Genomic DNA, 13,207 nt, shown 5'->3' on the forward strand with positions numbered 1-13,207 from the left:
ATTGGTTAATAATTAGTCTATGAAATCATCCTCATGTGCTAAGGCCTTGGCATACTTTGGTGTCATGAATTTCGTAGAGAATAGAAAATCAACATTTTTGTTATTCGTAAATCGTTCTATATCACTATTTTCTTCTTTACCGGAAAGAACAGTATAAGCCCTTTCTATCTGGGGCCTGGTTGCATAATAAGGATGTTTTTCAAAGTAGGTTACAGGAGTTGGTGCCGGATATGTCTTACTATTAAATCGTACCATATTCACTATGGTGGTGACCAAATCTTTGTCTTCTACTAATGATGATATCATAGCATAATTATCGCTCATATTCAACTTAGAATAATAGTATTTATCATTCTGACCTTCCTTATATACAATGTCTTCGCAGGCTTCATCCTTCTTTATTTCCATAAGAATTTGATCCACCTCTTCTATCTCTTTTTTTAAAGAAGCATATTTGGTTAAATTACCGGCAGCTGAACGAAGACGTATATAATCTGCCAACTTCATTGCTTCTGTCATTTCTTCATTTTCAGCCTCGTTTTGGTCTTCAGGCTCAACAAGATCTGCAAATTCATCTTCTACATCAGGCAAGGATGAAAGGAATTCAAGTAAATCAGGCTTTTCTGAAGTTTTATTTGAATCTTCCGCTTCGTTTCCTGTTTTAGAATTTAAATCACTATCATTTACTGAGGTTTTATTCTCCGTTGTTTCCTGAATTGTTTCTTCTGAAATATTATTTGCATCTTTATCGCTTTCTTCAATCTTTACAAAACCCGGTTTCTTTCTTCCAAATAACATGTTATATCCTCTTTCTATGCCAGCTTTTATCAGGGCTGCACTATAAATAAATTATTGAACTAAGTTTATATGATTTTCCTTATTATCTTGGGAGAATTCCTCTGGCTTCCAGATCGTCTGCCATATCTCCTAAGCCAAATTTCTCAAGGGTTTTTCTTGTAGGAATACCGGTCTTAACATCCCAGCCCATTTCTTCATAGAAATAGTCCTTGGCAAGTTCCATATCGTCACGGTCCATTTTATAAGTACCCTCTTCAAATGCTTTGAAATCAGGATCTTGCTCAAATACCCAATTAGGAATCGCATCATGTGTATTACGTAAACTAGTGTCCCCAAATGCAATATTAAAGGATATTGCTGTCATAACACGAAGCATTTGAGATATACGTTCTGATGCAAATTCAAGGCTTTCTCTCGTATAGTTTACACCGGTTACGGCTGACATAAAATCAGCTTCCAGATTTAAGTCACCAACGTAATTTCTCTCTCTTGAAGGTGATTGTGTCATTGGCCACATCCAGTTACACACAGTAGCACTATCGTGGAATTGTTTTCCGTTAAATGCCCATTTAGCTACTTTGGCTTTGTTTCGGTTCATAGGTGTATAAGCCTTCTTATTATCGTAGCAGCCTTTACCAAAGAAACCTTCCATAGTTGCTTTCGATACTTCGTAAGGGGCACCGGAATTTTCAACATTAGTTAAATGATGAATCATACAGTCACGATTATACATTAAGTTGAATAGTAAACCAATTTGTCCGGAATCTTCATTTGCATGATGTTTTGGATAACCGTTATATGTAATATTGGTATTATTTGAATCAATCTTGTCAAAGTATTCTTTTCCAAGTTTCCATTTTTCAACCATGGCAAGAGTACCTTCTCCTAAGGTTGCAAGTTCACCTTCCTTATAAGCAATACGACGAATAATTTCTATTGCCCAGCGAGGATCACCGCTCTTTTCCCATTCCCAAGGAAGGCTGTCATATTCTTCTTTAGGAAGCACTTCTTTTGCCTTGCCGGATACAAATAACCAGTTAAAATCTCTATAAAGGTTGGCATAATTACACCATAATCCCATATCATCCAGTGCATGTGAAGTTGCACCGCTCATAACAAGGCTTGCATCTCCTTCATATTCAAAATCCTTAACTCCGCTTGGGTAGAACATAAATCCATAAAGGATAGGAACACAAGTATTAGATACATGAACCGGAAGATCAAAATCTGCAAGAGGATCCATTTCATATTGGGTGTAACAACGAATTGGACAAGAGGTACATCCGCCTTGCTTTATTATGTAATTTGATGCGACTTCACCATGGTCAAATACACCTTTTAAAGTACGGTATGCTATCTTATTAATATCACCGCATGGTTGTTCTCCCATGTCAATAGGACCGCCTTCTGCTTTCTTCCACTGACGGCCAGGACCACCTGACCAACGGTTCTTTCCGCCTACCGCAGAATACTCTGCCCAGCTTTGAGGAACTGCAGGAACATTATGATTGTTGTTAGCGCCAATCAGGTCTTTTAACATGTAATTATTTAATTCCATGACTTTTTGGGGATCTGCAACTTTAACAGAGCCGGTACCACGCACTGCGATACCTTTTAACTTCTTACTTCCCATAACAGCACCGATACCGCCGCCTCCTGAGTTACCAAAGGAAGTATTCAAGGTTGAATAATTAACTAAATTTTCGCCTGCTGGTCCTATTGCTGCTGTTTCAAACTCCCGGCCATTCTCTTCCGTCATAATCCTATTAGCATCAAAGGTACCTTTTCCCCAGATATGGGATGCATCTTCTAAGGTTACTTTATCATCATCTATCTTAAGATATACTGGAGATGAAGATTTACCCTCCACTACAATAGCGTCATAACCTGCAAATTTAACACGAGGCCCAATATGTCCACCCATATGGGCATCTATAATAGAGTTACCTTTTGACCATGGAGATAAGAAAGAAATATTCATTCTTCCTGAACATGGTACACTTGAACCGGTTAACGGTCCTACTCCCATAACAAATTTTGATGCTTCATCATATGGTTTTGTTTCTAAAGGTACTTCTTCGTATATAATACGATAACCCATACCCATACCACCAATATAATCCTGAAATCTTGTTGAATCTTCTGTTGTAATCTTTCCTGTTGTTAAGTTAACACGAAGAATTTTTCCAGCCCATCCGTATGTTGCCATAATTTATCCCTCCTTATACAATAGCTTGAGCAGCTGCAGTTACTTCATCCCAAGGAATAATAGCTAAAGCACCACTAGGACATCCCGCTGCACAAGCACCACATGCAATACATTTGCTTGATTTGTTTGTTTCCGGATTCACGGCTGGCATATGCCATGGACAGGCTTCTACACAAGCTCCGCAACCAACACATTTCGATTCATCTACCACCCTTGTCCCCTGGCCATTGGCAATGATAGCTTTTTGTGGACATGCATTACCACATGCAGGGTCCTTACATTGACGGCAGGTATCCGGATAATATGTAAAACTGCTATTATACATACCTTCTTTTCCATGAATATGTAGGTTACGGCTTACTTTAACTCTTGAAACATAAGTAGAAATCTCCCCATCGTTTACTAATGTACAGTTATGTTCACATCTTTCACATCCGGTACACTTTGCAGTATTTACTACTAATAAGCCTTGTGGAAGCGCCCAGGTTGCTACCTGTTCATTTTCAATTTCCCGTTGTGAGCAACCGAATAAGGAAAGCATTGTTGCAGAAACAGTGAGTCCTGCTATGCTTTTCCCTGAAATTTTTAAGAACTGCCTTCTTGTCATTTGTTTGTCAAAAAAGCTCGTCTTCACGTCATTAGACATAAAAAATCCTCCATTCTAGTAATTTTTTTCCTTTATGTCTCTTTCCTATTGCATTGAACTTTATCCCCTAAACCACTGAAAAGTTCAGGCCCTGTGCAATATCTCTAACTCCTTTATTGTATATCGGCATCATGTAGTTAGTCAATATACTTTCGTTATTTTTTTAACATTTTGGACAAATATTTATTGATTTTGAAATATATCTAATGTATAATGAGGTAGAACTTAGAAACTGATTTAATAAATAATTGGAAATGAGGTAGTTATTATGTTTGGAAGAATTGGACCTTTTGAATTAATTCTAATCCTTTGTATTGCTTTGGTTGTTTTTGGGCCTAGTAAACTTCCACAAGTTGGGCGTTCTTTGGGAGAAGCGATTCAAGAATTTAAGAAGGGAAGTTCTCAGGTAAAAAAGGAGCTAAATAGCATAACAGAAGATACTATAGAAGACGACAAAAACGCTTAAGGTGGCAGATATGGATTCGACGAAAAAGACCAATAAACTGGTGGAACATCTGGCTGCACTTAGGAAAAGGTTAATCATCATTTTGGTTGTAAATATTGGTGCAGCATTGGTCTGTTATCAATTTATGAAAACTCTGATACAATATATTTTAAATTTAAACCCTGGGATGCAGTTCGTATATCTATCACCCTCTGAGAATTTTATGGCATGTATAGAATTAGCAATAACCTGTGCTATTGTCATATGTTCCCCCATAACTATTTTACAGATTTGGATGTTTGTATCCGCCGGGCTTTATAAAAAAGAAAAACTATACGTCCTTTTATCCCTGTTTTTTGGATTCTTTTTCTTTATTGGCGGCGTGTTGTTTTGCTATTATGTTGCGCTTCCCATCACCTTAGACTTTTTTATGAGAATAAGTTTGGAGACCGTAACTGCAGCTGTATCAATCAGAAGCTTTATTTCTTTTTGTAATACAATGTTGTTATGCTTTGGAGTCGTATTTGAATTACCTGTAGTTGCATTCTTATTATCACTACTCGGCATTTTAAAACCTGCCTTTTTGAAGAAAAGCCATGGTGTATTAATATTAATTATATTTATCATTGCCGCAATTATTACACCACCAGATGTGGTAACGCAAATAATGCTGGGTGTTCCTATGACAATCTTATTAGAATTAAGTATATTAATATGCACAATTGTAGATAAAAGCAAAAAGAAAAAGCGAGTTATGAGCGAAAGCCATACATAATAATGAAGGGGACACTTTTATAATATAAAACAGATTATCTACTATAAGTGGATAATAGAAATCTGCTTCTTAAAGACAAAACCATGATGCATTGGGTATGCACCATGGTTTTTATTTATGAGTTTATTTTAAATCATTTACACCATTCTGTTTTTAATATAGCATATTTAAAAGTACTAAAAAAATTTGAAGAGTAGTTGCTTTTCCCACTACTTTTAAAAAAACCATGATGCACTTGGTATGCACCACGGTTTTTATATATAAAACTATATTTTAAACCTATTACACCATTCTTCTTTCAATATGGCATTTCGTAAGTATCAATCCATATAGGTTCACCATTAGTTTTAAAATAGATATTTTGCAAAAGTAAACCCTCCCGTCTCATAAGTTAGCGTTCATCAATTCCAAGTAGGTCTTTCTTGGGATTACACATGGCTGCAAACTATGCTTTCTATTTTAATCTCCTTCGTTATCTTATAGGAGAATGTTCCATCTATATGACAACTAAACCACTTCTTAATATATTATGAACAAGCCCTGCCTATGACAGTCTCACTTTTTACATAAGAAACATCACTTATTTAATACTGCTTCCTTTAAAAAGAAATACCCATTATTAATTGTAACAGCAACAGCTTTTGAAGAAACAGTTGCACCTGATATAGCATCCATATCAGTGACATTTACTGGCTCTCCTGCCGGTTCTTCTTCACTTCCACTCACCAATAGATTAGCTTTTTGCAGTTTAGCCTTTGCCTGATCCTCCGGTGATAAATCTGTAAGGGGTGTGGATAGCTTTTCACCATTTTTAGAACTTGCCAGCAAACCTGCCGCATATAAAGTACGCATTGCATTAGCTTCCGGTGAAGTATCCCCTGGATTCCATTCTGATGAACTATAATCTTCACCAGCTAATTCTGTTGTTGCAGCAGCTTCTCCTGATGTATTTACCTTTCCGGTAGTTGGTGATACCACTTCTAAATCTGCAACTTTAATAGGTGCAGTAATATCATGGAACTGGCTTAAAAATGCATCTTCTGTTACTTTGCTGCCTATACCATCTGTCTCTCCCTGTGATACAATTTCTAAAGATAAAATATTTTCTCCGGTCTTATCAAAGGTTACTGCTGTTTCTATATCACTTGCAAATCCTTTGGCTGTTCCATACACCACATAACTTCCGTCCTCCAATGTATGCAATTCTTTCACCTGATATGTATCCCCACTCATTCCGGTTATATCTACCGGTGTGCCGCTGGCAGCAACAACTGCCTGATCTTTAATTGTTCTCATGCTAAAAATTATCCCCAAGGATAAAACACACATTGCACCTAAAGCAATACCTTGACCATATCTTCTTCTACGCATAATCTCATCTCCTATACATTTTGTCATGATTTAGCAAAGTTATCTGCCACCGTCTAATTTGTAAAAATCCATTTATTAAGAAAATCTCTCTTTAAAATGATACCAAATTGTACCGTACATGTAAAGATTATTTGTTAAACATTTATCAGTTTCTTTCTAGTTATATGAACTGGTTTCTTTCTTGATTTCTTATAAAAAAATGGCCTTATATCATATATTTTTAAGTATTTAAGGCCTTTATGGTAATTATCAGTCTATTATCCTTTCATCCATATTGTATCTTAATCCTGTAAATGCTATAATATATACAATTTTAATAGACTAAAAAGTCTTAAGATTGAAAATTATTTATCAATCCCCTCCTAACAGGATATCCCTATGAGGTCAAATAATTTGCGAATAATATCTTTTTCTTCATGCTTATAAACATGAACCGCTTAGCGGTATTCTAAAATAGGTGAAGACTATTTTCCTTCACATTTTACATACTTACTGAAAGATTGGAGCCATATATGAATACAGAGAAAGCAGATCTTCTGCAAGCAAAACAGATGATACTAATTGGAGCAACAGGTCGTAATAGTGGAAAAACAACACTTGCTCTCCGGATTATTGATGAATACAAAGATAAAATGCCTATTATCGCATTCAAACTAATTACCGTACATGATAAAGGGGATATATGTCCCAGAGGGGGTAAAGGATGCGGTATATGCAAAGGGTTAAAAGAATGCTTTGATATAACAGAGGAAGTTGGCGAAGGTACAAAAGATACTATGTTATTAAAAAAAGCAGGAGCCAGGCATGTTTATCTTATCCGTGCTTTTAAAGAAAATATAAGGGAAGCATTAGAAGAAGCATTGAAATTGGTACCAAAAGACACTCTGGTTATCTGTGAATCTAACAGTGCACGTCTTGTAGCAGAGCCTGCCTGCTTTATTATGATTGAAAGCAGTACATCTTCTAGTATAAAACCAAGTGCACAGGCGGTTTTAGAGTATGCAGATTTTACTCTAAAACAAGAAGAAGATTCATTTGCTAATTTTGCGAAAGTGCATCTGCATCAAATAATAAGTAAATGTATGTAATTTCTATTATATGGCGAACACCGGCACGAATAACCTCCGTCTTTATTTCGGCTTCTTGGTTATTCGTGCGAAGTCCCATATATCAGGTATGAACCTTATTGAATTACTATAATAAATATTATATTTGTCAGAACACCGATAATAATCTTCTTGTTGCCAATTCAGAGTCTACTCTAATGCAATATAGAATTTCGTCATGAGAATAATCTGAAATAAATCTTTCGTCCGTCTTAATCATGCCGCGGAACTCCTGACTTTCATATTCCACAGCAGCACGTATCATACGATACTCACCGATAGATGGATTTTCTGCAATTAGCATTGCTAAGGGATCATGAACTACACATCCATCCTGAATTCCTGTTGAATCATAATTAAACTTAAAATAAAACTTTAATGCTGATTTAATAAAATCGACAATATCTCTGTTTTCCTCAGCACAGTATTTTTCTAATGTAGAGATATCCTGTCCTGATAAATAAGTTTCTGTTGTAACATCAAGACCCACCACTGTCATGTGGAAACCTGCACGGAATACTATGTCTGCTGCCCTTGCATCACCATAGATATTGGCTTCTGCATAAGGATTTACATTCCCTGGTTTATTTATAGTTCCTCCCATTATAACAAGATTTTTAACTTTATAAGGCAGTCTGGGATCTTTTACTAAGGCTAAAGCAATATTGGTTAACCGCCCTAAGGCTACAATAGTTAAATCCCCTTGAAGTTCATTTGCTTTACGTATAATAAAATCCGGAGCACTCTCCTCCAGTAATTTTTGTTCTGACTTTGGCAATTCTACATTACCAATACCATTGTCTCCGTGAATATGGGTTGGAATGGGGCCATATTCACCCTCCAGATTCTCATTTGCACCAAGTGCCACTGGTATTTCGTAACCGCATTTGGATAGCTTAATTAAACGCAGCGTATTTTCTGCTGCCTGCCTAGAAGATGTATTACCGTATACAGTTGTAAAACCTTCCACATGTAAACCTTTACTTTTCAGCGCGTACAAAATTGCAATAGAATCATCAATTCCGGTATCACAATCAATTAATATATGTTTCATTTTCATTATCTTCCTTTCATTTACACAAATGTTTAAAAGCTTTTATATTTCTGGCAGGATGGAAGGTTCTGCTTTTAATGGTAACTAATTTGCAGAATCTATGATAAATAACTAAAGATCGTTTTAATAATGCAGTTTATTGTCCCATTATTATTTTACCATTAATTACCCTTCAGTCAACCCTTCCCTTTTATCCTACCCTTTCATAAATGATTTGGTAATACCATGATACCAGCTTGCTTATTCTTTTATGTCTATCGCTTGAGAGTCTGTTGCTTTACCACATCCTAATATTTCTTCGCAACAAAAAAAGCCACTACACAACCCAGATAAGGTATCCCCTCCATGTCATGTAATGGCTATTTCATTTTTTCTACAAGTTGTGTACAAGCCGTGTAAACCGACTTCCACAATCTCAGGAACCCTAGTAAAATAAGGGCTTAATCTAAAGTGTAAGGCATTAAAGCGATATGTCTTGCACGCTTAATAGCTACTGTTAAAGCTCTTTGATGCTTAGCACAGTTACCGGTAATTCTTCTAGGAAGAATCTTACCTCTTTCAGATACATATCTTTTTAATTTATTCACATCTTTATAGTCAATTCCTGTATGATTCTTATCTGCGCAGAATACACAAACTTTCTTTCTTCTGCGAGGTGTTCTTCTTCTCATTGGGGAATCGGCTCTATCGTTTCTATCATTTTTATTAAATGCCATTGCACCTAACCTCCTTATCCGATGATGATTATTACATATATTATTCTAATGCTTAATTAAATGGTAATTCCTCGTCAATACCATCTGGTATATTCATGAATCCATCACCGATCGCTTCTGTTGGAGCTGGTCTTGATGTATTCTGATAACCGGATTCACTACTAGCGGACTTGCTTTCTGCAAATTCTGTTTCTTCTACAACAACTTCCGTTGTGTAAACCTTCTGACCTTCTTTGTTGGTATAACTACCAGTTTGAATTCTTCCGGTTATGGCAATTTTAGTTCCTTGTTTCAGATATTTTTCAGCAAATTCTGCAGTTTTTCCAAAGGAAACACAACTGATAAAATCAGCGTCCTGTTCACCCTGTCTTTTAAATCTACGGTCTACAGCTAATGTGAATCTTGCTATTGCTAAAGAATTCTCTCCCTGAGAGTATCTAACTTCCGGGTCTCTTGTAAGACGGCCCATTAAAATGACTTTATTCATATTAAGGAATACCTCCTTCTACTATGCGTCCTGTCTAATGCATAAGAATCTGATAACATTTTCCATGATACGAATTCTATCTTCGACTTCGCCTGGGCATGTTGAATCAGCATCGAATTGGATGAAATAATAGAAGCCTTCTTTCATTTTCTGAATTTCGTAAGCTAATCTTTTCTTACCCCATTCATCAACGTTAGTAATTGTACCGCCAAATCTAGTAATAAGTTCTTTAACGGCATCTACTGTTGCTGTTCTGGCTTCATCCTCGATTTTTGCATTTACAACTAAGGCTAATTCATATTTGTTCATAGTTGTTTGCACCTCCTTTTGGTCTCTGGCCCTTTCTTTGGAAAGAGCAAGGAAAATTTTGTATAACATATCACGAGTATAAATTTTATCACAGTTTGCCAAGCAATGCAAGTAATTTTTATTTTTTTATCCATATTCTTAAAGTTTCGTTATTTTTTATAAAATTATCCAAAATAATCAGCTAAAACTTCCTTTACCGTTCTTATTCTTGTTTCCTTATAAGCATTGGCACCACAGAATAATAATGCTTCATCTAAATTACCTTTTGCAGCGTTAGTAAGGGCATCCGTAATGCAATAAGGCGTAGTGGCGGGATTACATGGTATAATACAATTATGACATTTTCTGACCGGAATCCGTCCCAATGCTGCACGTTCCATAAACTTATTCCTGATAGCACGTCCCGGCATCCCTACCGGACTTTTTACTATAATAATGTCTTCTTCTTTACAATTAATATAAGCTTCTTTATATTTTATATCTGCATCGCATTCTTTTGTTGTAACGAATTTGGTAGCCACCTGAATACCTTCTGCTCCTAAGGACAGGTAATGTTCCATATCTGCCTTATTTTCAATGCCGCCTGCTATGATAACCGGAATCTCTTTTTCATATTTTGCTTCGTAACCTTTTGTAAGCTCTATGATCTTTTCTATTTCTTTGTCGTAATCAGGAAGGCTAATATCTTCTAATTCCTCCGGTTTAAATCCTAAATGTCCTCCCGCTTTCGGACCTTCTATTATAATGGCATCCGGTACTGTATTATCTTTTTTATCCCACATTTTAAATATAACATTAGCAGCTTTTAAAGAAGATACAATAGGCACCAGCTTGGTTTGGCTCTCTTTTGCAATTGACGGCAGTTCCATAGGCAAACCTGCCCCTGATATAATAAGGTCAATTCCGCTTTTTATTGCTTCTTTTACATAGGAAGCATAATTCTGTGTAGCCACCATAATATTGACACCCAATACTCCTTTCGGTGCCAGCTTTCTTGCCATTTTTATATGTTCTCCAATCATTCTTAAATTAGCTTTTAACGGATTTACATCAAAATCCGGTTCTGTAAAACCTATTTGGGCTGTAGAAATCACCCCTATACCGCCTTGAGCTGACACGGCTCCTGCCAGGGAACTCAGGCTGATTCCTACCCCCATGCCCCCTTGAATGACAGGTAGTTTTGCAATTAAATTTCCGATTTTAAGTGGTTTGTACATATTAACCTCGATTCCGGCGCTTTAACGCCTTTTAATAACGGACAGTCATTTGTGCACCGCGCGAACTGCCGGTTCAGAAGATCTATCTTTAACATTTCAGACATGTTACCGAATTACGGCATCTCAAACAATGGCTGTCAGTGTAAAACGACTATTTGTATTTATTTCATATGGTTTTCAGAATCTAGGAAAATCCCTGATTTCACGTCATAAACCTATACACTTAATTTAATCTAATCTTGCAGGAATTATTGTGCAATGAGCAAGTTAAATGCAATTATTGTACCTATAAAAGATCATATAATCATCAAAATAAAAAAGGCCCTTTGCAATACTATATTTGCCAGACTCTGAATGACAAATTTGCAAAAGCCCTCATTTATAACTATTTTTCAATTGACTATTATTCATTTAATCACTACTTAGATAATGTTTAAATTGATTTCATTTATTCTTGTTTTTTTGTTATCTGTCTAATGCTTTTTTCAACCTGCTTTCTAGGTAGCATAATTTGATGTCCGCATCCCATACACTTTAAACGAAAATCTGCACCTATTCTTAAAACTTCCCATTCACTGCTTCCGCAAGGATGCTGCTTCTTTAGTTTAATAACATCTCCTAACTGAATATCCATAAAATCTTTTTAGGTCTGCTGCAAAATGAATATTTATATCAGATACTATCCTAATATACCTATAATCAACTAATCTGGTATCTCAATTTATTTTACAACAGTCCCTGCTCTCCTTTCTTTTTTTACTTTGTTAAATTCAACTTTAGTCTGCTTATTCCAAGCCTTTTTCTACTCGTAAACACTGTATTCAACCTATATATAAGATCCGCATACATAATTTGTCTAAAAAAATCGAAATCTTTTTCACAAATAAACCAAATTTACTATTGAAATTTAGTTTATAAAGGTGTAGTATTGATTTATATTTCATATGGTTTTAAAAACTACGTCTTAAAGTTATTCAATCGTTATATAGAGAAATAATAACTATATAGCATGAATAGCTAGAGTTCTAACAGCTCATAATATTTTTACATTATATAATAAGAAAGGAATGATTTTATGTCTCAAAAAATTAAGAAACTAAAAGACCCGGGCAGTGCAATTACACATTTTATCGGTATGCTGATGGCTATGTTTTCTGCCCTTCCACTGTTAATCAGAGCTTCTGATTCCCCGGAGAAAGTACATGTAATCTCCTTGGCCATCTTTGCTCTAAGCTTAATCTTATTATATACTGCAAGTACAGTATATCATACCTTTGATTTAACAGACAAGATTAACCGACGTTTAAAAAAATTTGATCATATGATGATTTTCATATTAATCGCCGGCACCTACACCCCCATATGTATTATCGCTCTAAGAGGTAAAGTTGGCATTAGCTTACTTATTGCCATATGGGGCATGGCTATTCTTGGTATCTGCCTTAAAGCCTTCTGGGTGTATTGTCCCAAATGGGTTTCTTCCGTTATATATATTACCATGGGATGGACATGTGTTCTGGCATTTACACCATTAATGAGCGCTCTCCCATCTGCCGCTTTCGGATGGCTGTTGGCAGGTGGTATTATCTATACCATCGGCGGATTAATCTATGCATTAAAATTACCTATATTCAATAATAAACACCCTAACTTTGGAACTCATGAGATTTTTCATTTGTTCTGTCTGGGCGGAAGTATCTGCCACTTCATCTTCATGTATAGATTTATTGCAGTAATGCCTTAAGTTTTACTCTATTTGTTGCAGTAGGACGCTCAATGTCGTCAACTTTAGATGATAGCAAATTTCTACAAGAAAAATATTATATTATTTATATTTTATATTTTCATTTTTTTAAAAAAAGAGTATAATAAATAAACCTAACAGAATAGGCTTTTTGCAAATATTCACTTAAATATACTTATAAAGTTGGTTTTGAGTTTTTGTGATATTTTCTTCTGTTACGTGTCATTTGTCGTTCATATTTCCGGTTACGACGGATTTGTGAACGACATTTTTGAATTTCGTAAATTAAATCATTATATATGTAAATCCAGTCTTTTGATGATTCTATTA

General features: G+C 35.6%; 14 protein-coding genes. 4 read left to right on the forward strand and 10 right to left on the reverse strand.

Annotated elements, in window-relative coordinates; genetic code table 11:
- Positions 1-12: 12 nt before the first annotated feature.
- The 3 genes from BM183_RS16590 to BM183_RS16600 all read right to left on the reverse strand — a co-directional run bounded on the left by BM183_RS16590 (position 13) and on the right by BM183_RS16600 (position 3,653).
- Positions 13-798, reverse strand: a complete 786-nt coding sequence (locus tag BM183_RS16590) for a hypothetical protein (RefSeq protein WP_091688058.1) — start codon at positions 796-798, stop codon at positions 13-15.
- A gap of 82 nt (positions 799-880) precedes the next feature.
- Positions 881-3,007, reverse strand: coding sequence for an aldehyde ferredoxin oxidoreductase (locus BM183_RS16595; RefSeq protein WP_091688060.1), 2,127 nt, complete (start codon positions 3,005-3,007; stop codon positions 881-883).
- 13 nt (positions 3,008-3,020) lie between these two features.
- Positions 3,021-3,653 carry a ferredoxin-like protein gene (locus BM183_RS16600; RefSeq protein WP_091688062.1) on the reverse strand — a complete coding sequence of 211 codons (633 nt, stop codon included), beginning with the start codon at positions 3,651-3,653 and terminating at the stop codon, positions 3,021-3,023.
- 268 nt (positions 3,654-3,921) lie between these two features.
- Here BM183_RS16600 and BM183_RS16605 point away from each other — a divergent pair, with 268 nt between their 5' ends.
- Both BM183_RS16605 and tatC read left to right on the forward strand, forming a co-directional pair.
- On the forward strand, positions 3,922-4,119 hold the full coding sequence (locus BM183_RS16605; protein WP_091688064.1) for a Sec-independent protein translocase subunit TatA/TatB: 198 nt from the start codon (positions 3,922-3,924) through the stop codon (positions 4,117-4,119).
- Positions 4,120-4,129: 10 nt separating this feature from the next.
- Positions 4,130-4,873 (forward strand): twin-arginine translocase subunit TatC, encoded by a 744-nt coding sequence (gene tatC / locus BM183_RS16610; protein ID WP_091688066.1) that lies wholly within the window; start codon positions 4,130-4,132, stop codon positions 4,871-4,873.
- A 576-nt stretch (positions 4,874-5,449) separates the two neighbouring features.
- On the opposite strand, the gene BM183_RS16615 is transcribed toward tatC, so the two are convergent.
- Positions 5,450-6,244 (reverse strand): FMN-binding protein, encoded by a 795-nt coding sequence (locus BM183_RS16615; RefSeq protein ID WP_170848053.1) that lies wholly within the window; start codon positions 6,242-6,244, stop codon positions 5,450-5,452.
- Between the two features lie 512 nt (positions 6,245-6,756).
- On the opposite strand from BM183_RS16615, the gene BM183_RS16620 reads away from it, so the two are divergent.
- Entirely contained in the window at positions 6,757-7,332 is a 576-nt protein-coding gene (locus BM183_RS16620) for a hypothetical protein (RefSeq protein ID WP_091688070.1), read from the forward strand.
- Positions 7,333-7,459: 127 nt separating this feature from the next.
- Here the strand turns inward: BM183_RS16620 and BM183_RS16625 are convergent, their stop codons facing one another.
- The 6 genes from BM183_RS16625 to BM183_RS16650 all read right to left on the reverse strand — a co-directional run bounded on the left by BM183_RS16625 (position 7,460) and on the right by BM183_RS16650 (position 11,767).
- Positions 7,460-8,404, reverse strand: a complete 945-nt coding sequence (locus BM183_RS16625) for a nucleoside hydrolase (RefSeq protein WP_091688072.1) — start codon at positions 8,402-8,404, stop codon at positions 7,460-7,462.
- 440 nt (positions 8,405-8,844) lie between these two features.
- A complete protein-coding gene (gene rpsR / locus BM183_RS16630) occupies positions 8,845-9,120 on the reverse strand; it encodes a 30S ribosomal protein S18 (protein WP_091688074.1) in 276 nt (91 codons plus the stop codon).
- A gap of 52 nt (positions 9,121-9,172) precedes the next feature.
- A complete protein-coding gene (locus tag BM183_RS16635) occupies positions 9,173-9,607 on the reverse strand; it encodes a single-stranded DNA-binding protein (RefSeq protein WP_091688076.1) in 435 nt (144 codons plus the stop codon).
- Positions 9,608-9,628: 21 nt separating this feature from the next.
- Positions 9,629-9,916, reverse strand: coding sequence for a 30S ribosomal protein S6 (gene rpsF, locus BM183_RS16640; RefSeq protein ID WP_091688078.1), 288 nt, complete (start codon positions 9,914-9,916; stop codon positions 9,629-9,631).
- A gap of 164 nt (positions 9,917-10,080) precedes the next feature.
- Positions 10,081-11,133: an NAD(P)H-dependent flavin oxidoreductase gene (locus BM183_RS16645; RefSeq protein ID WP_091688080.1), complete on the reverse strand. Its 1,053-nt coding sequence runs from the start codon at positions 11,131-11,133 to the stop codon at positions 10,081-10,083.
- A gap of 448 nt (positions 11,134-11,581) precedes the next feature.
- Positions 11,582-11,767 (reverse strand): DUF951 domain-containing protein, encoded by a 186-nt coding sequence (locus tag BM183_RS16650; RefSeq protein WP_091688082.1) that lies wholly within the window; start codon positions 11,765-11,767, stop codon positions 11,582-11,584.
- Positions 11,768-12,208: 441 nt separating this feature from the next.
- Between BM183_RS16650 and trhA the strand changes: the two genes are divergently transcribed.
- Positions 12,209-12,877, forward strand: coding sequence for a PAQR family membrane homeostasis protein TrhA (trhA, locus tag BM183_RS16655; protein ID WP_091688084.1), 669 nt, complete (start codon positions 12,209-12,211; stop codon positions 12,875-12,877).
- The last annotated feature ends 330 nt before the right edge of the window (positions 12,878-13,207 follow it).

The organism is Anaerocolumna aminovalerica (assembly GCF_900115365.1).
Classification (GTDB): domain Bacteria; phylum Bacillota; class Clostridia; order Lachnospirales; family Lachnospiraceae; genus Anaerocolumna; species Anaerocolumna aminovalerica.

Coding starts and splice junctions, on each gene's coding strand:
- BM183_RS16590 (WP_091688058.1), bottom strand. CDS start 798: ATGTTATTTGGAAGAAAGAAACCGGGTTTTGTAAAGATTGAAGAAAGC.
- BM183_RS16645 (WP_091688080.1), bottom strand. CDS start 11,133: ATGTACAAACCACTTAAAATCGGAAATTTAATTGCAAAACTACCTGTC.
- BM183_RS16650 (WP_091688082.1), bottom strand. CDS start 11,767: ATGGATATTCAGTTAGGAGATGTTATTAAACTAAAGAAGCAGCATCCT.
- BM183_RS16595 (WP_091688060.1), bottom strand. CDS start 3,007: ATGGCAACATACGGATGGGCTGGAAAAATTCTTCGTGTTAACTTAACA.
- BM183_RS16625 (WP_091688072.1), bottom strand. CDS start 8,404: ATGAAACATATATTAATTGATTGTGATACCGGAATTGATGATTCTATT.
- trhA (WP_091688084.1), top strand. CDS start 12,209: ATGTCTCAAAAAATTAAGAAACTAAAAGACCCGGGCAGTGCAATTACA.
- BM183_RS16620 (WP_091688070.1), top strand. CDS start 6,757: ATGAATACAGAGAAAGCAGATCTTCTGCAAGCAAAACAGATGATACTA.
- rpsR (WP_091688074.1), bottom strand. CDS start 9,120: ATGGCATTTAATAAAAATGATAGAAACGATAGAGCCGATTCCCCAATG.
- tatC (WP_091688066.1), top strand. CDS start 4,130: ATGGATTCGACGAAAAAGACCAATAAACTGGTGGAACATCTGGCTGCA.
- BM183_RS16615 (WP_170848053.1), bottom strand. CDS start 6,244: ATGCGTAGAAGAAGATATGGTCAAGGTATTGCTTTAGGTGCAATGTGT.
- BM183_RS16600 (WP_091688062.1), bottom strand. CDS start 3,653: ATGTCTAATGACGTGAAGACGAGCTTTTTTGACAAACAAATGACAAGA.
- rpsF (WP_091688078.1), bottom strand. CDS start 9,916: ATGAACAAATATGAATTAGCCTTAGTTGTAAATGCAAAAATCGAGGAT.
- BM183_RS16635 (WP_091688076.1), bottom strand. CDS start 9,607: ATGAATAAAGTCATTTTAATGGGCCGTCTTACAAGAGACCCGGAAGTT.
- BM183_RS16605 (WP_091688064.1), top strand. CDS start 3,922: ATGTTTGGAAGAATTGGACCTTTTGAATTAATTCTAATCCTTTGTATT.